Origin of the sequence: Paenibacillus sp. FJAT-27812, assembly GCF_001273905.1 — a bacterium.
Classification (GTDB): Bacteria; Bacillota; Bacilli; order Paenibacillales; family Paenibacillaceae; genus Pristimantibacillus.
Genome location: NZ_LIGH01000001.1, coordinates 5,671,410 through 5,692,692 on the forward strand (window position 1 = coordinate 5,671,410; position 21,283 = coordinate 5,692,692).

A 21,283-nucleotide genomic window follows, 5' to 3' on the forward strand; every position below is an offset into this window, starting at 1 on the left:
GTAGGACCCAATTCGGAAATGTGAGCATTGATGGAGGACATGATTACATACAACGAATAGGGAATCTTATGGACTATGAAGAACTATCAGAATGGACTTCAACAAATTAACTTTTTCTTACGTCCAGCCCTCGTGTGATGGGGGTTGACTTCTTATTGTTTTTATCATCATCAAATAATAAATACAACTTAACCTTCCTTAGATAGTCATAAGTAGTCTGAACAATTTTCTCTCTTCTGGTACTCGTTAGCTAAGCAAATGTCTGTGATCTGTTCCATGAACATTTCTGAAAAGAGTTCATAATGAGCTGTCCACCGGTAATTTCTGTAGGTTTCTATAGGTTACTCGATAATATCCGATGGACAAAAAAACCTCCAATCACAGTCATATGAAGGGATTGGAGGTTCTTAATAATTAAACGGATTCTGTAGGATTAGGTGGCATCCCAAGTGGAATCATAACTAATACCCACAAGCATGAACAAATAAACTAATTTTTTTTTCAAGCTCATCAATATCCTTTAGTTTTTTTACAATTTTATTATCTTCATCCAATAACTCTTCTAACCCACAAAGGTTTAACGAATCTCTAGCAATTTGTGTATAACCGTAGCTTGAATTTGAGCTATCAATGCCTATCGCATCAAAAATAAGTTGTCCATTTCTTCTCATATGTTCAAAAATATCACAAAATGGGCCAGATAGAGTCTGAGATTCTAAAGCCATCATTTCAATTAATACCTGATCCTTCATAACCTTCGAACTAGGTAAATTGTTTATTCGTAATATTTTTTCTGTATCGACCTCAATCTTGTTATCCAAAAAAATACCTTCGCCTGATTCCTGGACATTTACAACCATTAAGTAAAACAAAGTAGAGGGATCATTAGACTTCATCATGCCATTGATTCTATTCGGCGGCAAACTAATCGATTTCGGAATTTTTATATGGGAATAGAATTTATCAGGCATGTTAAGACTTATACTTGAGAGTGCTTTTGTTGCAACAGAAGCACTGAATATATCCCCTAAATTTAACCTGGAAGAAACAATATGTGTTGCTGTAGAATAAGTCAATAATTCAGGTGTATAAATCCAATCATTATACTTCTTTTCCATCAACCTAGAACTTACTAGTCTCTCATCATTGTTTTGAATTAAGCGAATTGCAGCAGTATTTATCTGAATTTCGGATGCCACAGCATTTGCTTCCCAAAGTGCCTCAAGTGAAAGTGGTATTCTGGCTAAGAATTGGTTTTTGAATTTGAAGAGGTTAAAAATTATTGGCCTATCAGGGTCTATTCTACCATTCGAATCGAATCTTAATCCGATTGAGTTCGAAAATGACCAGTTATAACTTTTTGAATCAGTTTCTATGTAATCTTTATTGTATTCTTTATAATATAATTCGTACTTATTTCTATGAAGAGTATCTTTGAGTTTTATTGCATGCCAGTATAGGAATTCATTTCCAGATATTATTGCATCAAATGCATTGTATATTTCAAGCAACATTTTCTGACCATATAGAGTTGCGATGTGATCTATAAAATGCGAAGTTTCATGAGCTATTAGCGCTGCATTATCTAGATTATTCAGGTCAAATGGATTATCAATGGCAGCATTAAAATCTTTTCGAGACATATTTTCAAAAACCATAACTTGGCTTATTGGATGATATGATGCTAAAACACTGAGATTAGGGAAGACATTCTTAAACATAGACATAAAGTTATTCACCTTTTTTATTGTTATTATTTTATCTTCTCAAGTATATTTGATTTCCTTTATACAATCTATACAAAATCTTAAAGTGATGAGGACGAGTATTCAATCCTGTAATCCGTATGTGGAGATTGATAATTAAACTAATTAAGAACACTAAACTAGAATGCCTGCTAGTGAAATGGCACTAATCCCTTTGACAGCAAGCATGGATTCCGCAAATGGAATACGCTCTAAAACGGCAATAATCTCTGTCTCTACTGATTTTAGCTGCAGGCAAGCAAGATCGTACTCTTCGAGAAGTTGTTTCAAGTGAAGTTGGTAGACTTGCGATGCTTGCTTAGAACCTACAGAACGGTTAGCTAGAGAATAAGAGCACGAGCTATTGGTTTACCAGAATGCCGTTTCATAAGTGATTTCCAGCCTTGAATAACGTCTCGAGGCTTTAATTTATACAATACTTCGGGCGTAGGGAAAAGACGAAGTGTGGCCAATGAGCCGGTACACATGATATTTTCGAATACGAAACGCAGCTCAGGGAAAACATCGTCTACCCCGCGATGGATTTGGTTCTTCGCACTAACGAGTCTCCTGACGACAGTCACGGTTTGAGAGAAAGACACGTAGTTCTTCAAAGGCTTCCGGTGTGTTGCGAATGAACGAGTAATGCCGTTTTTAACCATGTCAGCGATGACTAAGGCATCTTTTTTGTCATTCTTGGATGGCATATTGTCGCGGTTCTCTTTATTTTTTTTTTGAGATGATTAACAAGGACGACTTCAAACTGGTGATCCGAGAGCCAGTTGGATAAGTTAAACCAGTAGTGCCCGGTAGGCTCCAAGCCAACAATAGCTGATGTTAAAGCGTAAAAGGATTGTATCGATTGGATCCACTTTAGAAGGATTTGAAAACCTTCTTCATCGTTCGAGAAGGAAAGGGGGTTACCGACCACAATTCTTCGAAAGTTAACCGCACGTGCGACATGCGTTTGCTGGGCGATGTCGATTCATACGACCAGATGCTGGGCGGTAATTTTTTCAATGAGTTGATTTTATCTCGCTTGCGATTTAAACTTCATAGTAGAGCGTCCTCCTGGATGATGGAATTTTTAGGGCTATGACCCGTTGCGTACTTCCATCGTACCGAGGCGCTTTTTTTTTTGCATAGCTGGAAATTAACGCTCTAGAGGAATCCTAATTGGCAGGATAGTGAAATGGTCATACGGAATTAATATACAACTGGTCGGATTTAATATTGGCTTGACACTAACAGAGACAGACTTATAGGAGGTAATTATTTGTTTGAAAATATCGACTTTTCACCAGGTGTAATATTTTATGATGTAACAAATGATGATACTTGTTTAAAGGAGGAAGACATATTTCAAGTTCGTTATGAGAACTTGCCCGATAGGCTGGTAATCGACTTGGGTTGGTATAGAACAAACTATGCCATCAAGGTGATTAAGAACATGGATTGGACGGAACCATTGCTTGTTAAGAAGTGTACGGAAGTATCAGACCTTGAATATATAATGAATGAATGTGCTCTTTTTGTATGAAAACTTTCAAGAAACTCGCTAAGTTAACGGAAACGTTAGGTCAATAAAACAGCGTCAATCTAGGATTTTACTTTATTTTCTCGTCCACGGCTGACACTGTTTTTATAGGTGGGACCAGTCTAATACTTTTTTACGAGATCTGACGGTTTTATAATTCGGAAAGTCGCATAGGACCAACATATCCAATCTAATACTTTATTTTCTTTCTACATGAGGAATTCAATCATTTTCAGTATAAGCACACGATGAATAGCTCGGTTGGTGCCTCTCTCGAGCCAAGTGAACAATGGGTAATAAACGTGGCGAAGATGGAAATAGTTAAGCTGCGAAATATTGAAGACTAAAGTATCTGCATGGATAGGGTGAATTATAAATTAGGGGAGAATATGGTATGAATAATTATGGACTTATTGTTGCTACAAAATTACGTACTTTACCAGCACTAGAAAGTTTTTATATGCATTATGAAGATAATGAAACAGAAAATGTTGAAGGTGGTTATGATACTAAATTTAATCGATTGTTTTGGATTAATCACAAAGAATTAAACAAATTCATTGGAAATATGGGGGAAAGTCATTTTTTTTCATTGCATAGAGTTTTTTTAAGTTACTACGAATCATTAGGTAAATTAAATCAATTTTGGTTGCATCAGATCCCTAGAGAAATAACAATGAAACAAGAAAAATTAATACTAAATGACATAGAAGAAGCGCTGAAAACAAGTGGGATCGAGATATATGATTCTATAGCTTTAAGATATGCAAACTATATATGTAATAATGGAGAAATAAAATATATGGAAAAAAATCCGTTTCAAGAATATTTATGGTCAATACAAATGAACGAATTTCTCAATGTTTATAATATATCATCCTTTGAAAAGGTTCATTTAGGTGGAAAAGTGGACTTGCTTAATTCGAGTTATTTATTTAAAGGTGCCATAGTAAAAAAAGAAATCAGCTCAGTATTATATGAGTGGGCTAATATAAGTAGTTTTCATCAATCTGATTTTATAAAAAGGATAAGCAATATCTTAGAAATAATAATGAAAGATGTTGGAAGAAATAGAGTTGAATATGACAGAAAGACCAGTTTGCCAAAAACAAACCAACTAGTTTATTCGATGATAGATGAAATTGATTCAAAAAAATGGAGAAAGTACTTTTTTGGTATATTCAATGCTTCAGATTTATTCGGTACATATTCTCGTCACGGTAGTTATGAAATTAAAAGTATTAGTGGTCTAAATACTACTGTAGGAGAGATTTCTATTAAAGGGGCAATTGACGACTGGATGAAAAATAGCTTATTGCCTACTGAAAAACAGTTTATAAAAATATTCGAATTTTGGTATTTCACCACATCGTATTTAATAATAAATTGGTTGAGACTCCCACATTTTGTTCAAGCTGAAGAATCTCAGATATAGGATCAATATGGTCTGTATTAAGTAGAGGTTTACCGTTTGGTCTTAGAATGACTGTGATTCATAAAATGTTGTGCGTTAAAATTATATTCTATCGATAGTAACAGAGAAGGGACCCTCTCGGTTAGCCGCCATTGGGTCCCTTCAATGTAATTTTTGGAGAGGATTACCTGTAATAAAGGAGATCGACAATAAAGGAGCATGGATATTCGAAGGTACAGATAGAGATTCCTATCAATGTTTGAATCAAATGGCAGATACAATCATATTCCTTGATACTCCATTGTGGAAGCGAAGGATCAGAATCTTAGTCAATGTTCCTTTTTTTGAATTTAGGGCATCTAATGATTTTCGCTGCTCTAGCTTAAAGGCATTTTAAAAAGGTTCATATCCACTGAAGTGAACAAATAGTTAATACGCAATATGATGACAGAGTATCAATGATATGAATGCTGATATTACCGTTAAGACTAATTCGATGATCGGAAGAGTGTAGTTATTTTTATCTTTGATTTAGAAATAATCATACATTGACAACGTATAAAGAAAAACAGATTACAAGAGAGATATTTGAGACTTACAGACATATGTATAAAATACGAGTTTTGTGAAGAAGTGTAGCGATTCATCGTAAAAGGTTAACGTCATCTTATTTTATAATCACTAATTTAACAATTGCTAACTTCATCTCATCAATCTGTTTCATTTGCTGCTTCTCGCATTTCGTTAGCATTAATCTGATACATCTTTAATTTCTAGATTGTATTTTGTTTCAAATAAATAACGTATTTGCAGTTGATATTCCTCGAACCATTTTTTCTTATAATTTCAGGTGTTTACAGTTCGTATCTATAAAAACAAAAACCAGCGTCAATTTTATTTGACGATGATTTTTGCTTTAACTCTGTACTTTATTTAAATTGTTAACCATATTAAGCATTATCGACTAATCATACAGAAATCATTCATTTACATGGTTCATGCTAACAAATGGGATATTTTTGAAAAACGATGATTTATTAACGCTTTGGAGTTTTTACCGATCTTCCAAATAATCATTGCTATCCAATATGCTGCAGTTCATCCGATTTAGCCGTTGTGATTTAAAAAAAATTCAAATTTCCATTTTCGAAATTAAAAAATAGTCGGCACCATTCCCCCATCCATACGGATTGGAGAACCTTTAAAAGCGGATGAATAAGGACTGCATACAAATGCAGCTAGTCTACCTATTTCAATAGGTTTGATAAATCGCTGTATTTCCGATTGTGGCAGGTTTGTAGTCATAAAATCTTTCTCTTTTTCTGAAAAAGTCATATCTTCATTAGGATATATCCCCTCAATTATTTGTTGCACTTTTTCAGAGAGTGTTGGCCCAGGCATGATCGTATTGATTGTAACTTCCCTTCCAATTGTTAATTTAGACAAGCTTTTTGACAATGATAATAGCATAGATTTTGTCATACCATATTGAGGCATTTGCCCTGAAGGCATGATGGCTTCTTCGCTTGCAATAAAGATAATGCGGCCATAATCATTTTTCAACATGTTGGGTAAATAAAATTTAGATAATCCATTAGCAGCGAGAACATTTGTACGGAAGTATTTTTCCCATATCTCATCGTCAACGTCCTCATATTTCATAATTTCATAAATACCCATGTTGTTAACTAAAATATCAACTTCGGGGTATTTCTCGAACAATGCTTCTCTTTGCCCAATATTCACAAGATCGGCTGTAGCATTTTGAGGAGAAGTAGCCGGGAAATCTAGCTTGATTTCATTTACAATTCGTTCTACCTCTTCATCATTCCGTCCATTAATCAGTACATTGACACCTTCTTTAGCAAGTTCAATGGCAATTGCTTTGCCTATCCCTTTCGTTGATCCTGTAACTAAAGCTGTTTTATTGTTTAATCCCATATCCATCAATTATTTCTCCTTCTAAAATCTTTTTTTGCCTCGGGTAGTGTTTATAATACCTCGTTTGGTTTGTTCGGTAACTAGCCCATTGCGCCAACGTTCTTTCTTAACACGCCAAATGATAAAACACACAGTTAAGACCAGTTCTCTATATCATTGGTTAGGCTCATAATTCTATTAATGAATAGTCGGTATTTCTATGCGTCCATCTGATATCGAGTTTGTACCTACATGTTCGGTACGCCAATTTGAAGGAGTATCGCCTTCCCATAGGCGGAAGGCTCGGTAGAACGAGTTCTGGTCTTCATATCCTATCAAGAACGCAACTTCCTTAATATCAAGTGAGGGATCTGCCAAGTACTCTCGTGCCTGTTCATGTCTAGCTTGCGAAAGCAGTTGCTTGAAGCTCGTCTTCTCGTCAGTAAGCCGGCGCTGCAGGGTGCGATCACTCATACCAAGCTCCTTTGCAACAGCCTGAATGTCAGGTCGCCCTCCAGTAAGGCTGCGTTTCATGATCCATTTAACCATTTCAGTAATGGAGCGGCTTCGCTGCTGTTCGTCAAAAGATCGATCCAATATGGGGGTCAGAATCTCAAGCAGCTCTTCGTTGTATGATACAAAGGGGCGGCCCAGATCACTTCGCTGCAGTGTCAACCGGTTATATTTTGCTCCAATCCGTACAGGACAGCTAAAGTAAGCTTCAAGGGCTTGTACATCTCCCATATCGTGCGAAAATTCGACCAACCGCGCCGTCAAATGCTGACCTGTACCGCGGCGCCCAAGCTCCAGAAGAAAAGCCAGCGTGATACCAACCAGCAATGGCGGACAGGGCTGCTCGGTATCCAACCAATCCAACTCGATCGTACAGTGCTCGCCTTCCTCGGCGATACGTAAGCTTTCGGGCGGACACAATTGTTTGTACCGAGCCATTCGGTTTAAAGCGTCGCGGTAGTCACGAGCGTGGTAAGTCGCTAAGACGGTCGGCGGGTATTTCGCGGTTTCAAAGACGGTCGCAAGCTCAACGATTCCTTTGGCAGTGTCACCAATGAGATCGGAATAAGCCTGCCAGATCGCCAAATATTGGGCTATGGTGACTACTGGCTCAGTAATTATGGTGAGCGGAAGTCGTGATTTGCGAGCTACGTCGTGCGCGGCAATCCCTAATTGGCGTAGTCCTTCCCAAAATCCTGGAGGGAATTTAATACGGTCGGTTGTTTGAGACTTCATAGCTACGGGCCTCCTTTAGCTTCTTATTTATTCGTTTTGGTTTTAGTTATGGTTGTGGTTGGGTGTCCTGCCTGGTTGGCGGAACAACTTTAATCGTATCTCCCAAATGTCAATTTGTAACTAGCAGAAAGTGACAACTCACTTGCCAACTACGCCAAATCTTAAGTGCAGATCATTTGATTTTGAGCAAACACAATAAAAACCAAGGTTGCATGGGGACTGACCCCATAACGTGAGACGAATCAGGTGTACCAAGAAGCAGTAAAAGGAAAAGGCATTACCATGAGCGTGTCCGCAAGGGAAAGCTCGCTGATAATGCCCTATCGAATCGTTTCATTCCACACTAAAGTCTGAAACGTTCTACCTCGAAGGTCTAACTTATACAACGACGGCAATCGCTGAACAGACCGTTCGAGACTACATTTATTACGATAACTTAACTCGCATTCAAACGAAACAAAATATCAAGTCGTTGGAATTAGATTTGAAGAGTTGCGATAACCGGATAATGATCCGATGGGTATCTTCCTTCGTATTTGCTCTTGTCCACATGGGCAGACAAGATCTGGATTTGCGGCGCTGCAAAGATGTAATCGATCGGTTCTCCTTCATCGCCACCTTCAAATCCGTGATAGGTACACCCGGGCTTCGTCTCCTTATGCGAAGAGTATGTATGATGCAGCCCAGCCTGATTGAGAATTTCAACCGTCCTGCTTTCCGGCTCGCAGTTGAAATCTCCGGTTAGGATCGCAGCTGTCCCCGTAACTGCATCCATTCTGTCCCTGATGAGCATGGCCCCCCGATTCCTTGCTTCCTCGCTAATGTGATCAAGATGGGTGTTGAAAATTAGACACTCTTCCCCATCCGTATGCTGAAACTTCACCCATGTGCATATTCGCGGACAGCCCGTATTCCAGCTCTTGAAACCAAGCTGCTCTGGACGCTCAGAGAGACCAAAGGTACCGCTCTCAACTGGTTTAAGCATGCTTTTTTTATAAAAAATCGCACAGAATTCACCTTGCTCGCCACCTTCCCTGCCTTCGCCTGTCCATTCATAATCTGGAAGCAGCGGTGCGAGGCTCTGAAGCATAGGCAAGCTTCCTTCTTGTGTACATATGACGGCTGCTTCTGATGATAAAATGGCTTTGGCTGCCGCTTCTATCCGATTTGGCCAAGCATTTTCCCCGTCCTCTGCGACATGAATGCGTAAATTAAAAGACATGACTGCTATTTCCATAATGGTTCCCTCCAGAGTCAGATATAAGATAAGCATATGGCGACTCTAATGGATAATCAAGCCCTTAACTCTTCTGGTCCGATCATCGAAAGGAAACGGTTAACCGAACATCATGACTGACAAAAGTTTAAGCGCTTTAATTTTTGTTGACATCCATCTTTTGTCATCCTACAATACAGAAGTGACGGTCATTCTCTTTACAAGATGTAAACAAAAAGCTTCTATTATCGAAGAAAGGTCGTGTTGGAAGATGAAAAAAGGCAATCTTATGAAATCGCATTCATTTTTTAATCTCAGGTCTGCTATGTCGATTGCGCTGTCCCTTGTTTTGATGCTCGCTTTAATACCTACCGGATTTGCTGAAGAAGGCTCAACTGCTGCGCAGACGCCGCAAAAGCCGTTTCCGCAGCAAATGGCTTACACAAAAGGCACAATAAAACCTAACCATGTAACCCAGAACCAAATGAATAAGGAGGTTGTACTGCTCTATAAGGAATGGAAGAAAAAATATGTAAAAGCTAATCCGTATGACGCTGGCCAATATTATGTCTGGTATAACGATGGTGGCTGGAATGACGACGCGGTAACCGTATCGGAAGCCCATGGCTATGGCATGCTGATTACAGCCATTATGGCAGGTGTTGATCCGGATGCCAAAAAACTGTTCGATGGCATGTATCGCTATTTCCGCGCTCATCCAAGTCAATTGAATCCCGATCTAATGGCTTGGCAGCAAGCTGATCGTGACGGTGCGATCATCGACGTTAATGGAGCTGATTCGGCGATTGATGGCGATATGGATATCGCCTACTCTCTGCTGCTCGCCGATAAACAATGGGGCAGCGCAGGCGCGATTAACTATCGTGCCGAGGGGATTAAAGTGATAAACGCCATTATGGACAACGAGGTTCACCCAGAAGATTATCACCTCCAATTGGGAGATTGGGTTAAAAACTCGGATAGCGAGCCTAGCTTCAAGCCCTCCACTCGCCCATCGGATTTCATGCTTCAGCATATGAAGGAATATGGCAAAGCAACCGGAGATGCCCGCTGGGATAAAGTGCTCAATACTACTTACGGCATTATGAAAGACGTGCATGCGAACTATAGCCCCGGCACAGGACTTCTTCCCGATTTCCTCTACAAGGATGCTGCCGACGGCAAATACAAGCCCGTCAATGAATTCAAATGGAAGACGGAAAGCGGTCATTTTTTGGAATCGGAATTTGACGGCGCCTACAACTATAACTCTTGCCGCACGCCTTGGCGGATTACGACGGACTACCTCCTTACCGGCGACAAAAGAGCGTATGACCAATTATCCGTTCTGAACAAATTCGTGCAGGACAAGCATGATTCACCAGACCAAATATGGTCGGGCTACTCGCTCGATGGCAAGACTAAGCTAAGCGAATGGGACGGCGGATTGGACTTCACTGCACCATTGATGGTCAGTGCGATGATCGATTCCGCGAATCAGGAATGGCTGAATGATCTGTGGGATTATCACACCGATGCGGTCAATCCGACCGCAGTTGAATGGAGATATTATTATGGCAACTCCATCCGCCTGCTCAGCATGATCGTGGTTTCCGGTAATTGGTGGTCGCCAACAGGCATCGCCGCTACAGATATTTCCGGTCACTGGGCTGAGAATGACATTATTACCTCTTTATCCGAAGGCATTGTAAGCGGATTTCCGAATGGTGCTTTTAAACCTGATTCAGCCGTGAAACGTGCTGAGCTTGCTGTCATGACTGCAAGCGCGCTGAAGCTATCCGGCGAGGGTGCTCCACTCCCTTTTAATGACAATGAAGCCATCGTTCCATGGGCCAAGCAATCGGTTGGCAGGCTCGTCCAAGCTGATCTCTTAAAAGGCTGGGTGAAAGAAGACTTCCTCCCTTCTGCTGAAGTTACGCGTTCTGAAGCAGCAGTATTGCTAGCAGCAGCTTTGAAGCTGCCGCTTGAAGAACAAGCAACGAGCACCGGCTTCTCCGACGATGCTTCTATCCCAGATTCGGCGAAGCCATCTATCAAAGCATTAGGTACCGCAGGCGTTAATTGGTTTAAAGTACAGGATGCACCCTTCCAGCCTAATGCAAGTTTAACGAGAGCGGAAGCCGTCACGATTTTGCGTAGTTTATCGGTTAAGTAATTCTATTGCTGCTTCCTAAGTACTGCATACTGCCAACTTGCCACAAAATGTGGTATGGTAGAAGAATATGCAGTTATGTTCCAAGGAGCGAAGCGATGATGAAAGTTAGTATTTTTGACGTAGCACGAAAATCTGGATTATCAGTCGTTACCGTCTCAAGAGTGATCAATAACGCGGATACGGTACGTGAAAAAAATCGTAACAAGGTGCTGCAAGCGATGAAAGAGCTGGACTATCATCCAAATGCTGCCGCCAGAAGTCTTGCTAGAGGGAAAACCGGTGTTATCGGCATTATCATCATCACGCTGAATGACTCCTTTCTTGATGCGGTAGTGAAAGAAATCAACGATAAGTTAGAGGCTCACCATTATCTACTAGCCTTGTTTATATCCAAAGAAGACGAAACGGATCTTCATAGCGCTATTTTTCAAGAGGATCGGGTTGATGGCATGTTTATTCTCTCGCCTATTCATGAGGAACGGTATGTTGAGGAACTCACGAGAAAAAACATTCCGTTTGTCATGATTGATAATCAACAGGAAAATTCGACCGTCCCTTCCGTTCAAGTTGATAATTTCCGAGGCGGCTATGAGGCAACTAAACATCTAATCGATCTGGGGCATACAGATATCGTACACATAAGCGGCCCCCCACACTTTCTGAGCAGTAAGGAGCGCATTCGCGGCTACTTAACGGCAATGGAAGAAGCTGGACTTGCTTCCCGCATTGAGCAAGGCAATTTTGATATTAATTCCGGCTACGAGATAGCCGAACGCTGGATCAAAACAACCTCTCTGCCTACTGCTGTGTTCGTTGCAGATGACTTAATCGCATTCGGGGTAATGGATGCCCTTAAGAATAAGGGTTTCCGTATTCCTCAGGATCTTTCCGTCATCGGGTTTGATGATCAGCTCTTCGCTGACCAGTTCCGTCCGGCGCTCACGACCGTTCGACAACCAGTCGAGCTTATTGGAAGCCATGCGATTGAACTGCTGCTTAAACGAATGGAAAACATTCATGCTCCCGTCTCTCAGGAGCCTCTGAAGCTGCAGCCGGAGCTCATTATTCGGCAGTCAACCTGCCCGCCAGATTCCCGTAGATAAAGCTAAAACAGCCAAAGAAGGAGATGCGCCATGCACCTCCTTCTTTGGCTGTTTTTATGGTCTTATTTGCCCCTAAAGCACGAACTCCATTAAGTCTCTGCCCATCGTAATTTTGTTCGGATAAATATCGCTCATCCCCGCTGTATATGCCGCTTCCGCTTCTTCCGTAGCGGCAGGCGCTGGAATATGATGCGTTAAGACGAGATGGGGTACGCCCGCGCGTCTTGCTATTTCTGCGACCTGCAGCGTAGTCGAATGATATTTGGCGGGATTGGATAATGACTGCGCTTGCTCTGGAAATCTAGCGATCAGCTCATCCAGCCATTTCTTATTATATGATTCATGGATAAGCAGATCAGCGCCTTGGCTGTATTTGATCATGTTGGCTACGGGCACCGTATCCCCGGAGATAACGACCGATTTGCCATTATACTCGACCTTGTAAGCAAGGGCTGGATAAACAGGTCTATGATCAACCTCGAAGGCTGTAATCTTAATGCCATCGGATTCATACACGACTCCTTCATTGTTCTCGAAATAATTAATCTTCGCGCCTTCATTTGCGGATAAGTTATAATTCACCCTAAGATTGGCATCAAAATCAAACGAATCTCTCATTTTCCCGATAATTTCCTTTGTCGTCGTTGGGCCATAGACGTTCATCGGCACTGAACGTCCTTCAAAGACGCGATCCGGAATGACATGTGTCCGCCAGCTTGAAATAAATACGTCAAAAAAACCTGAATTGTGATCGCTATGATGGTGCGTGAACAACACATCCGATATCCGCTGCGGCATGACACCTGCTTTTATGAGCTGATCTACCGTAGCACCGCCGCAATCTATCAGAAATGCTTTGCTGCCAACAAGGACGACGATTCCTGATTTGGCCCTTCCGCTAAACGCACGCGGCGTGCCTGTTCCTAATAAAATAACCTTTAAATGCTCATGAAAATCCGAAACTAGCTTATCTTGCGTTTGTATTAGCACACAGATGTCCTCCAAACTATTTATTTTCTTTATTTACTTCATCCAGCAGCGATAAATCGATAAACTCACTTAAATCAAGCCCATCTTCCTTGATCCCTTTTATATATCCAGCATCGAAAGAAACTTTTGCCATCGTTTTAATAACAGCAAGATCAACCGCTTGCGTTAAATTCAAATGGTCCAACGCCGCTTTGATCAGCTCTGTGTCCATCCCTTTGCCGCTAAGCTCTTTCAGTTCATCGCTAATTAACGAGTACGCTTCGGTGGGATGATCTTGAATGAAGTTGATCCCTTCCAGATTGGCGTTTATCGCTTTTTTAGCCAGTTCGCGATGCTCCTTAAGGAACTTATCGCTCGCCATCAGTATCGTAAGCGGATAATTACCGTCATTGGGTGGAATTTTGTCCCAATCAACGAGCACAACGCCACTGCCCTCTTCAACCATTTGGGTTCCCCATGGCTCAGGAATTAACGTTGCATCAATTTCCTTTTGCCGCATCGCAACGAGTGTATCTGCCGGATTCCGTGTAATGAGTTGAACGCCGGAAGTGTTAGTCGTGACCTGCAAGCCTGCTTGCTGCAGCAGCAAGCGGAGAGAAATCTCATTGGTGCTTCCTTTGGTTGGAATGGATACCGTTTTGCCTTTTAGATCGCTAACCGAATGGATTCCGGCCTCTTTGCCTGCAATTAAGACGGCGCCGCCGTTGTTGGAACCGGATATGACCCGAATGTTCTTGCTCTTCAAATATTGATTGATAGCCGGTCCTGGTCCGACGTAACCTAAATCGATCTGGTTTGTCGCAAGCGCCGTTGAGAAGTCCGAGCCGTTGTCGAAGGCTGTCACTTCAATCGTAACGTTTGGCCCGAAGCCATCCTGCAAATAACCTTTCTTAAAGGCGATGAAGCCTGGAGCGTGAGTGACATTTTTTAATAAGCCGATCTTAACTGTTACCTTCTCCTCTGCCTGAGCAGACTTGCTGTCCGAGCCGCATGCGGAAAGAACACCTGTGAGAACAAGCAGCAAACTTACTATTGCGATCATTCTTTTCATCGTTTTGCCTCCAATAGAAATTAAAATGGTTGCGGATCTACTTCTTCGCTGCATGCAAGCCGAAGCGCACTAAAATTTGATCTTCGAGCCGTTTAAAGCAGAGATGGTCGGAAAGCGTTCCGATGACCGCGATAATAATGACTACGCAGAGGATGGTCGCCGTATCGCCGATATCCCGGCTATCTTGAAGCGTCTGACCAAGTCCGGCACCCTTGGCAATGAGCTCGCCTGCAGTAAGCGCCCGCCATGCGAAAGCCCACGCAACTCGTACGCCCGTTATTAATTGCGGGAAGGCAGCCGGAAGCATAACTTGAAAAAAGAGCCGAAACCCGCTGCCTGCTCCCATCATTTTTGCCGCACGCAAATGAATGGTTGAAATTTGTTTAATCCCCGTCCGGCTCGCCATGGACATCGTCCAGGTAGCACCAATCGTCGTAATGAAAATGACAGAGGTATCATTAAGACCGAACCATATGATGGCAAATGGCAGCCATGCAATGCTCGGAACGGTCTGAAGCGCTACGACTAAGAAACCAAAGGTCTCATCAAAAAATCGATAGCGAGCAAATAAAAACCCGAGTGTCGTTCCAATAACGATAGATATCGCAAAGGAAATCAATAGCCGGCGCAGGCTTGCAATGATGGCTTCAAGCATGTGGCCTTCCGTGAACCCATAAAAAAAGGCTTGCAGCGTCTGGATCGGGGAAGGGAATTTCCAGCCCCAATCAAAGATTCTATATCCCAATTCCCAAATTACGATCAGGAGAACTAGAAACAGTGTTCTTCTTAATGCGGTATTCATTGCCGAGCTCCTCTCTTACGACCTTATCGAGCTCGTCCGTGAGCGCCTCCATTATTTTGTTCTCATAATGATGAATTAATGGATCTGCATGATCATGCGGCCTTGCCGCCTTTATCGCAAATTGCTGCTTCACTCTGCCAGGCTGCGTCGACATCACGAGCACGCGATCGGACAAAATGACCGCTTCACGAATGTTATGGGTGATGAATAGAATCGTTTTGCGAGTTTTAAGCCAAATATGTTCCAGATCCTTCTGCAAAATATATCTGGTTTGTTCGTCTAAGGCAGCAAACGGCTCATCCATCAATAAAATATCAGGTTCCATGACGAGTGCTCTGGCAATCGCCACGCGCTGCTTCATTCCGCCTGAGAGCTCATGGGGGTAACGATCAATAAATTTGCTTAAATGAACCGATTTGATTTGCTCGAAGGAGCGCTCATAACGTTCCTTTTTTGATACGCCCTGCTGCTTTAACCCAAAAGCGACATTGTCGATAACGCTTAACCAAGGAAATAAACCATGCTCTTGAAACACGACGACGCGGTCGGAGCCCGGTTCTTTTATTGGCTCTCCATTTACGGTAATAGATCCTTCATACGATGACTCAAATCCGGCTATGAGATTTAAGAGTGTAGATTTGCCGCAGCCCGAAGGACCGACGATCGAAACAAATTCACCCTGTTTGACATGGAACGATGCACCGTCTAGCACGGTATAGGTTGTTCCTTTTTTCTGTGCGAACACTTTACTCACATCTACAACATCGATCATGCTTGGTCTCTCCCTACTCGGCTGCTTCCTCTTAGATGCTTGACAAGAAGCGGCTCGGATTAATCATAATTATTTTTTTCTTTGTATACGCAATTAGCTCTTTCTCGCGCCACTTGTTCAACAATTCCGTGACGGTTTGCCTGCTGCAGCCAATCACATACGAGATTTCCTCGTGGCTTAGCTGAAGCTGCACTTCAAGCACGCCATCCTTTTGCTTGCCCATCTGGACGAGAAACCACGCTAGCCGCCACGCAACCGGACGGCTGATCAACGTTTCAACCATATCCTGCGTCTGCAGCAGCCTGCGTGCTGTTATTACAGCCAATGAATAAGCAAACCTTGCATCGTCCTTGGCTAATTCAAGATACTGCCTTGATTCAAGCACAATTAATTGGCTATCCGTCAAGCATTTGGCGTAACGTCTGCGCTGAAGATTGGCAAGAATCTCTGCATTGCCGAACACTTCGCCCGGGTAGCGCAGAAATAAAGTGATCCCTTGACCCTCTTGGGAGGATTGGGAAATTTTAATGAGCCCTGATTCCACATAATGCGCTGCAAGAGGAGACTCATTCTCCTGAAAAACAAATTCATTTTTTCTACATTTCTTCGTGACCCCATATTTGCGAAAAACGCCAAGGATGACCTCGTTATGACGATCCATTTCTTGCAAATCGGTCTGCTCCTGTAATTCATCCATTGCCTCAACCACCTCTAGTTCGATCATTCCTGCTGCAATTAATCCGACTATTCGGATGCGTTATATGAAGAGTACCATATTTTCAGGCGCTAAAATGTCGGATAGCTGACAAAAATGACTTTCATGGACATTTTTTTATTTCCATCGCTATAAACAGCAAAAAACCTCGCTTTTAACAAAGCGAGGTTAACTGTCATGATTAGATGCGATTATACATGAGGATCGGCTTGAGAGATGCCTACGAGCACGCCGGCAGGATCAGTAAAATAAGCAAGATAACCCATTCCGGGCATACTCATTTTGGGAACGACTACGGTTCCGCCATTTGAAGTTACAGCCGTTAAATAGTCATCAATGGAGGAAACCTCAATCGAATTCACCGTTCTCGTTGAGCCGTCAGGGGATTTCATCAATCCGCCGTCAATGCCCGGTTCATCGCTATTGCCTGTTTTAATAAACCAATAATCCTGTGGACCTGGAAATTTCATAAACTCCCATTGGAACGTATTCGTATAAAACGCGATTGCTTGCTCGGGATCAGCAACTTGAATTTCAAAACGCAGCATTCTGCTCATCGGTACTCCTCCTTATACTGTAACATGACTATTATACCGAACGTATGTTTCTATTTCAACGATTGTTCCTCTTTGGTGTCTGTATGCTCTAACCATATATCTTTAAAATCAATCCAGCCTAAGGAGTTGACGCCTACCCCTTTAATGTTGGGGTTGTAAAACGTATTCAGCTTCTTATGAAGCAAAAAGAGGACATGCGTTTCATCCTTCAGCTTTTTCTCGATTTCAAACAGCTGACCCCATCGATCCTCTGCCCGCTCGCAGGCGAGCGCAAGGTCGATTTGTTCTTTCACCCAGCCTAGCAGGAGCGGGTCTAGATGTTCACGCAGAAAGCTGCCGGTCTGTTCATATAGCTCGATTAAGCATACCTCATCCTCAGCAAATACGACGCAATAAAGCAAACAATCGGCGTTATCAAGTACATTCGCGTCTCGTATGCTCATCCAAGTCTCAATTTGGACGATCACTTCAATCCCGAATGCGGACAAATGGCGCTGCAGCCAAATAGCATCCTGTTCATGAATGCCGTAGGTGCTTATCCGAATCGCCTCTCCATCATAACCCGATTGCTTGAGCAGCTCTGCCGCTTCCTCAAATTCGCATCGGTCCGTCCATTCGTTGGAAGAGGCATTTGGATAGAACCCCCGAGCAGGATACATGCGATCCTCTCCAAGCTCCGTTATCATACGGGACCGATCAACGAGAAGATCAATGGCTTTGCGGAATGCAGCAGATCGCTGCGGTCCCTCTTTGCCCAAATTCCATGTGAGCAAGCTGCATCCGTTGCAGATCGATTCGATTTTTTTCCAGCCTTGCTCCGGCTGTATATCTCTTAGGTCGTGATCAACGAGCAGCTGTTCCCAGCTCTTCGTATAGACGACCGTATCCTCTGGCATGATGACAATGACGACGCCGTCCAAATGAGCTCTGCCTTGAAAATAACCAGCGTTCGCCTGCATCGTGAACCGGTCTGCTGTCCAATCCACGAACCGGAATGGCCCTGTGCCAACCGGATGCGTCCAAAATAATTCATCCTGCTCCACCAGGTCATGAGGCACGATCGATAAACCCGGCGAGCATAGAAATCTTGGGAATAGCCAGTTCGGATTAGCTAGCTTTATTCTGACCGTTCGTTGTCCAATCGCTTCAACCTTTACGATGGAGCGTACGAACCAGCCCGACGCGCTGCTGCCGTCTAAACGATTGAGCGTATAGACGACATCCTCGGCCATCAGCTCCCTGCCGTGATGGAACAAAACTCCCTTGCGGAGATGAAAGGTCCATTCCCTGCCCGTTCCGTCATGCTCCCATGCATGAGCTAATGCCGGAACGATTTTGCCTGCCGCACGATCGTATTGAACGAGGCAGTCGAACAGCTGCTTAATCATATGTGCGCTGAACGCATAATAAAGATCCTTTGGGTCAAGTGTCAAAATAGGCCTGTGAACGGGAAGCCGAAGTATGTCGGATTCCTTGTCGTTAAGCTGCATCGTCCGATATCCGAAATGACCGTTGAGCCATTCTGCGAATACGCTTCTTGCCGCCGTCTCTTCCCCGTAGCAATCTATAAGCTCAAACGCATGCTTATACTCGCCTTTCATGGCAAGCTGCTCCGCAAGCTCAAGCAGTTTCTTCTCTTTGGCATGCAAAAAGGTAATTTGCGAGCGGTTGCCGCGCCCTCGCCCTGCCATCCACTCGATGTAACCCTCATCTTCAAGCTTCCGAAGGATGAGCTTCACATTGCGGGAGGAACAGTAAAGAGCATCCGCCAGCTGCTCTAATGATACCTCAACTGCTTTGCCTGCTCCGTCCGCACTTGCAAACTTCGTATATAACAACAAATAACGTTCATTCGTCAGCAAAAAAGCATCCTCCTTTACGACAATTCGGACGGTTTAAAATAAAAGGGGAAATATATGAAAATGATTATACTCTTTTTATCCCCTTTTAGCGACCGCATAATAAAGAGACCAACATTATACAAAAAAGGACGTTTATCGTTCTAAGGAGGAAATGGAGTATGAGTCTTAACCATTATATCGCTGAGCAATTATGGAAAGATCAAGAGCAGGAATGGGAGCGCCGAGTGCGCCGAGGGGAATTTATCGAATACGGTTTGCCGAAAGCATCCTTTTTCAAAAAATGGTTTTCAAGCCGCAAGGTTAAAGTAAGCCGTCTATCTGAAAATCAAAATTCGCCAAACTGCAGCCATGCCGAAACGATGGAAAAATAGATGAAGCACGCGACTAAAGGAACCTTGACCATTAAAAAAGGTTAATCTCCTTGGAAGAAGATTAACCTTTTGGTTTATTAATCATCAAGCAATGATTTAACGAAACGAAGCGCGTAGAGAATGATGTTCACCAAATCAAGGTAAATGTTTACGACCATCAATGGGATATCACTGTCATCAAAGCCTTCTTTGGACATCCGGTTGAAATCATATAACGTATAGCCGATGAAGATAAGTAAGCCAAAACCTGAAAACAACGTCTCCATCATCCCGTCAAAAGGAAAAATAAATTGCAAAAGCCCGATAACGACGAGACCGATCAAGGATGCGAATAGAAAGCCGCCTAGAAACCGGAAATCCTCTTTCGTGAAAGTGGCATAAATGGCAAGGCCGGCGTAGACGATAACAGCAACTGCTACGGTCTGGATGACAATGCCTGAACCCATGGACGCAATATAATAGCTTAAAGCAAATTGAAGCGTTGCACCCGATACGACCATAAACGCATACATCAGCGAATAGCCGATCGCTTTGGATTTACGGAGAAACACAATAGCGATAATAAGACCGATTTCTACAATGAAAAGTGGAATTCTTGCAGCGCTTGGCAGCATCGTGCCGATCAGCATCCCGAACACGGATACAAGTAAAGCAAAGAAAAACGTTAGCATTAATTTTTGCATGGGCTTTCTATACCCGCTTGACTGACTATTAATCATCTTCTTTTTCTCCCCAGCATGAATTTTTTTATATGTCCAATAATAGCATGATTTACGACTATAAAAAAGAAATATTTTACAAATTAAACTTGCGCCAATATTGGCGTTTATCCTCATCACGCACACAAATGCCTCTTTTGCTGAGCTCGGCCTTCAAATCCTTACGATCATCCTTCTCCCCTTTTTGCAGCGACTTTTCACGCGCTTTGAGCACTGCATTTGCGCTTGCCGAAAGTTCGGGCGTATCGGGGACCCAACGTTTATATTCGCTTTTTGGATTCAGGTTTTTCGCGAAATAGCTCCTGTCCCTTTAACCCGTTTATGACGAGCAGTTTCCCATCTAGAAAGGCAGCGGAAATATTTTCTTTGCTTAGGATCGTTTTCTCGTTATTTATTTTAAAATGAACGCTTTGATCAGTTAAGCGAGCAACGAGGCTTTTCTTGAATGCGACGTGCGTTAAGCATAGACCGGCAATTAGCCCAAGGCAGGTGGTTGCGATAATAACCCATGGTCCATGAAGCGAAGCGATGAGCTTGATTATGCCTTCAAATGGAACCCATGGCAGTGCTGCCGCCCACTGTGCGATCGCTGGGATAAACCAACCTAACACTAGGCCGAGCAAGCTTGGCACAACCCAAACGAGCAGTTTTTCGGATGAGGATAATTCAAGTACGGTAGCCTGATTTTTATCCGTGTTCAATTCATTCCCACCCTTTCATCAGAACGCTGTTCACCGCGTCTTTTCATATTTGCTTATAGTTCAGTTTCATTTGCATCATCATAAAATTGGATATATTATCGATCAATCATGCGAGCATATGGGCTTTGGAATCCGTATGGCTCGTTGAAACGACGCCTAGCTCGGCTCCCTTTTGCAACAAATCCCGAAAGCCATCCAAAAATTGCTGCTGCATGTGGATCAGCCGCGCTGCGTAAGTGTCATTCCGACCGATCGTTAACATGAATTCATTGAGCAGGCGCATGATCGCGTAATGTTCTTCATTAGTAAGCTCCCGTTTTTTCATAAGTGGCGCCCCTTTATTTTTTTAACATCCGGTAGGTAAATTAATTTGCGAATTTTAAT

General features: G+C 42.7%; 21 protein-coding genes and 3 pseudogenes. 7 read left to right on the top strand and 17 right to left on the bottom strand.

From position 1 onward, the window contains the following. The first annotated feature begins 20 nt into the window (after positions 1–20). Positions 21–110, top strand: a complete 90-nt coding sequence (locus tag ADU23_RS34335; RefSeq protein ID WP_442950621.1) for a hypothetical protein — start codon at positions 21–23, stop codon at positions 108–110. 351 nt (positions 111–461) lie between these two features. Here ADU23_RS34335 and ADU23_RS24045 read toward each other — a convergent pair whose 3' ends face one another. Further along, on the bottom strand, positions 462–1,727 hold the full coding sequence (locus tag ADU23_RS24045) for a hypothetical protein (RefSeq protein WP_053376063.1): 1,266 nt from the start codon (positions 1,725–1,727) through the stop codon (positions 462–464). Positions 1,728–1,886: 159 nt separating this feature from the next. Beyond that, positions 1,887–2,766: pseudogene (locus ADU23_RS24050) on the bottom strand (IS110 family transposase); the annotation flags it as partial. Positions 2,767–3,021: 255 nt separating this feature from the next. On the opposite strand from ADU23_RS24050, the gene ADU23_RS24055 reads away from it, so the two are divergent. Both ADU23_RS24055 and ADU23_RS24060 read left to right on the top strand, forming a co-directional pair. Beyond that, positions 3,022–3,285 (top strand): hypothetical protein, encoded by a 264-nt coding sequence (locus tag ADU23_RS24055; RefSeq protein ID WP_053376064.1) that lies wholly within the window; start codon positions 3,022–3,024, stop codon positions 3,283–3,285. Positions 3,286–3,676: 391 nt separating this feature from the next. After that, positions 3,677–4,717, top strand: a complete 1,041-nt coding sequence (locus ADU23_RS24060) for a hypothetical protein (protein ID WP_053376065.1) — start codon at positions 3,677–3,679, stop codon at positions 4,715–4,717. Positions 4,718–5,848: 1,131 nt separating this feature from the next. On the opposite strand, the gene ADU23_RS24065 is transcribed toward ADU23_RS24060, so the two are convergent. The 3 genes and pseudogenes from ADU23_RS24065 to ADU23_RS24070 form a co-directional block, all read right to left on the bottom strand. Continuing rightward, entirely contained in the window at positions 5,849–6,643 is a 795-nt protein-coding gene (locus tag ADU23_RS24065) for an SDR family NAD(P)-dependent oxidoreductase (RefSeq protein WP_053376066.1), read from the bottom strand. Positions 6,644–6,803: 160 nt separating this feature from the next. Further along, on the bottom strand, positions 6,804–6,908 hold the full coding sequence (locus tag ADU23_RS34340; RefSeq protein WP_442950622.1) for a hypothetical protein: 105 nt from the start codon (positions 6,906–6,908) through the stop codon (positions 6,804–6,806). Next, positions 6,887–7,864: pseudogene (locus tag ADU23_RS24070) on the bottom strand (AraC family transcriptional regulator ligand-binding domain-containing protein); the annotation flags it as partial. The gene ADU23_RS34340 and the pseudogene ADU23_RS24070, both read right to left, overlap by 22 nt. A 237-nt stretch (positions 7,865–8,101) precedes the next feature. On the opposite strand from ADU23_RS24070, the pseudogene ADU23_RS33715 reads away from it, so the two are divergent. Then, a pseudogene (locus ADU23_RS33715) lies at positions 8,102–8,336 on the top strand (IS3 family transposase); the annotation flags it as partial. Between the two features lie 6 nt (positions 8,337–8,342). Here the strand turns inward: ADU23_RS33715 and ADU23_RS24075 are convergent. Continuing rightward, on the bottom strand, positions 8,343–9,101 hold the full coding sequence (locus ADU23_RS24075; protein WP_053376068.1) for an endonuclease/exonuclease/phosphatase family protein: 759 nt from the start codon (positions 9,099–9,101) through the stop codon (positions 8,343–8,345). A 268-nt stretch (positions 9,102–9,369) separates the two neighbouring features. Between ADU23_RS24075 and ADU23_RS24080 the strand changes: the two genes are divergently transcribed. Further along, positions 9,370–11,256, top strand: coding sequence for a glycosyl hydrolase family 8 (locus ADU23_RS24080; RefSeq protein WP_157265935.1), 1,887 nt, complete (start codon positions 9,370–9,372; stop codon positions 11,254–11,256). Between the two features lie 95 nt (positions 11,257–11,351). Then, positions 11,352–12,359 carry a LacI family DNA-binding transcriptional regulator gene (locus tag ADU23_RS24085; protein ID WP_331459282.1) on the top strand — a complete coding sequence of 336 codons (1,008 nt, stop codon included), beginning with the start codon at positions 11,352–11,354 and terminating at the stop codon, positions 12,357–12,359. A gap of 72 nt (positions 12,360–12,431) precedes the next feature. Here ADU23_RS24085 and ADU23_RS24090 read toward each other — a convergent pair whose 3' ends face one another. The 7 genes from ADU23_RS24090 to ADU23_RS24120 form a co-directional block, all read right to left on the bottom strand. Beyond that, complete coding sequence (locus tag ADU23_RS24090) at positions 12,432–13,349, bottom strand: MBL fold metallo-hydrolase (protein WP_231637521.1); 918 nt, start codon at positions 13,347–13,349, stop codon at positions 12,432–12,434. A gap of 16 nt (positions 13,350–13,365) precedes the next feature. Next, positions 13,366–14,400 carry an ABC transporter substrate-binding protein gene (locus ADU23_RS24095; protein WP_053376071.1) on the bottom strand — a complete coding sequence of 345 codons (1,035 nt, stop codon included), beginning with the start codon at positions 14,398–14,400 and terminating at the stop codon, positions 13,366–13,368. Between the two features lie 37 nt (positions 14,401–14,437). Next, positions 14,438–15,202, bottom strand: a complete 765-nt coding sequence (locus ADU23_RS24100) for an ABC transporter permease (RefSeq protein WP_053376072.1) — start codon at positions 15,200–15,202, stop codon at positions 14,438–14,440. Beyond that, positions 15,135–15,974: an ABC transporter ATP-binding protein gene (locus ADU23_RS24105; RefSeq protein WP_053376073.1), complete on the bottom strand. Its 840-nt coding sequence runs from the start codon at positions 15,972–15,974 to the stop codon at positions 15,135–15,137. The genes ADU23_RS24100 and ADU23_RS24105 overlap by 68 nt, the downstream gene beginning before the upstream one ends. 31 nt (positions 15,975–16,005) lie before the next feature. After that, positions 16,006–16,671 (bottom strand): Crp/Fnr family transcriptional regulator, encoded by a 666-nt coding sequence (locus tag ADU23_RS24110; protein ID WP_053376074.1) that lies wholly within the window; start codon positions 16,669–16,671, stop codon positions 16,006–16,008. Between the two features lie 209 nt (positions 16,672–16,880). After that, positions 16,881–17,246 carry a VOC family protein gene (locus ADU23_RS24115; protein ID WP_053376075.1) on the bottom strand — a complete coding sequence of 122 codons (366 nt, stop codon included), beginning with the start codon at positions 17,244–17,246 and terminating at the stop codon, positions 16,881–16,883. 50 nt (positions 17,247–17,296) lie between these two features. Then, complete coding sequence (locus ADU23_RS24120) at positions 17,297–19,108, bottom strand: SgrR family transcriptional regulator (RefSeq protein WP_053376076.1); 1,812 nt, start codon at positions 19,106–19,108, stop codon at positions 17,297–17,299. 158 nt (positions 19,109–19,266) lie between these two features. On the opposite strand from ADU23_RS24120, the gene ADU23_RS24125 reads away from it, so the two are divergent. Further along, positions 19,267–19,479 carry a hypothetical protein gene (locus ADU23_RS24125; protein ID WP_053376077.1) on the top strand — a complete coding sequence of 71 codons (213 nt, stop codon included), beginning with the start codon at positions 19,267–19,269 and terminating at the stop codon, positions 19,477–19,479. 77 nt (positions 19,480–19,556) lie between these two features. Here the strand turns inward: ADU23_RS24125 and ADU23_RS24130 are convergent, their stop codons facing one another. The 4 genes from ADU23_RS24130 to ADU23_RS24140 all read right to left on the bottom strand — a co-directional run bounded on the left by ADU23_RS24130 (position 19,557) and on the right by ADU23_RS24140 (position 21,224). Then, positions 19,557–20,198, bottom strand: coding sequence for a Bax inhibitor-1/YccA family protein (locus tag ADU23_RS24130; protein ID WP_053376078.1), 642 nt, complete (start codon positions 20,196–20,198; stop codon positions 19,557–19,559). A gap of 76 nt (positions 20,199–20,274) precedes the next feature. Beyond that, on the bottom strand, positions 20,275–20,412 hold the full coding sequence (locus tag ADU23_RS33720) for a CysS/YqeB C-terminal domain-containing protein (protein ID WP_231637522.1): 138 nt from the start codon (positions 20,410–20,412) through the stop codon (positions 20,275–20,277). A 46-nt stretch (positions 20,413–20,458) separates the two neighbouring features. Continuing rightward, entirely contained in the window at positions 20,459–20,899 is a 441-nt protein-coding gene (locus ADU23_RS24135; RefSeq protein ID WP_231637523.1) for a YqeB family protein, read from the bottom strand. Positions 20,900–21,005: 106 nt separating this feature from the next. Continuing rightward, on the bottom strand, positions 21,006–21,224 hold the full coding sequence (locus ADU23_RS24140; protein WP_053376079.1) for a hypothetical protein: 219 nt from the start codon (positions 21,222–21,224) through the stop codon (positions 21,006–21,008). Positions 21,225–21,283: the final 59 nt, after the last annotated feature.

Excerpts from the sequence above, each read along its gene's own strand:
- ADU23_RS24045 (WP_053376063.1), bottom strand. The coding sequence starts at position 1,727 with ATGTCTATGTTTAAGAATGTCTTCCCTAATCTCAGTGTTTTAGCATCA.
- ADU23_RS24060 (WP_053376065.1), top strand. The coding sequence starts at position 3,677 with ATGAATAATTATGGACTTATTGTTGCTACAAAATTACGTACTTTACCA.
- ADU23_RS24065 (WP_053376066.1), bottom strand. The coding sequence starts at position 6,643 with ATGGATATGGGATTAAACAATAAAACAGCTTTAGTTACAGGATCAACG.
- ADU23_RS34340 (WP_442950622.1), bottom strand. The coding sequence starts at position 6,908 with ATGGGAAGGCGATACTCCTTCAAATTGGCGTACCGAACATGTAGGTAC.
- ADU23_RS24075 (WP_053376068.1), bottom strand. The coding sequence starts at position 9,101 with ATGGAAATAGCAGTCATGTCTTTTAATTTACGCATTCATGTCGCAGAG.
- ADU23_RS24080 (WP_157265935.1), top strand. The coding sequence starts at position 9,370 with ATGAAATCGCATTCATTTTTTAATCTCAGGTCTGCTATGTCGATTGCG.
- ADU23_RS24085 (WP_331459282.1), top strand. The coding sequence starts at position 11,352 with ATGATGAAAGTTAGTATTTTTGACGTAGCACGAAAATCTGGATTATCA.
- ADU23_RS24095 (WP_053376071.1), bottom strand. The coding sequence starts at position 14,400 with ATGAAAAGAATGATCGCAATAGTAAGTTTGCTGCTTGTTCTCACAGGT.
- ADU23_RS24100 (WP_053376072.1), bottom strand. The coding sequence starts at position 15,202 with ATGAATACCGCATTAAGAAGAACACTGTTTCTAGTTCTCCTGATCGTA.
- ADU23_RS24105 (WP_053376073.1), bottom strand. The coding sequence starts at position 15,974 with ATGATCGATGTTGTAGATGTGAGTAAAGTGTTCGCACAGAAAAAAGGA.
- ADU23_RS24110 (WP_053376074.1), bottom strand. The coding sequence starts at position 16,671 with ATGGATGAATTACAGGAGCAGACCGATTTGCAAGAAATGGATCGTCAT.
- ADU23_RS24115 (WP_053376075.1), bottom strand. The coding sequence starts at position 17,246 with ATGAGCAGAATGCTGCGTTTTGAAATTCAAGTTGCTGATCCCGAGCAA.
- ADU23_RS24125 (WP_053376077.1), top strand. The coding sequence starts at position 19,267 with ATGAGTCTTAACCATTATATCGCTGAGCAATTATGGAAAGATCAAGAG.
- ADU23_RS24130 (WP_053376078.1), bottom strand. The coding sequence starts at position 20,198 with ATGATTAATAGTCAGTCAAGCGGGTATAGAAAGCCCATGCAAAAATTA.
- ADU23_RS24140 (WP_053376079.1), bottom strand. The coding sequence starts at position 21,224 with ATGAAAAAACGGGAGCTTACTAATGAAGAACATTACGCGATCATGCGC.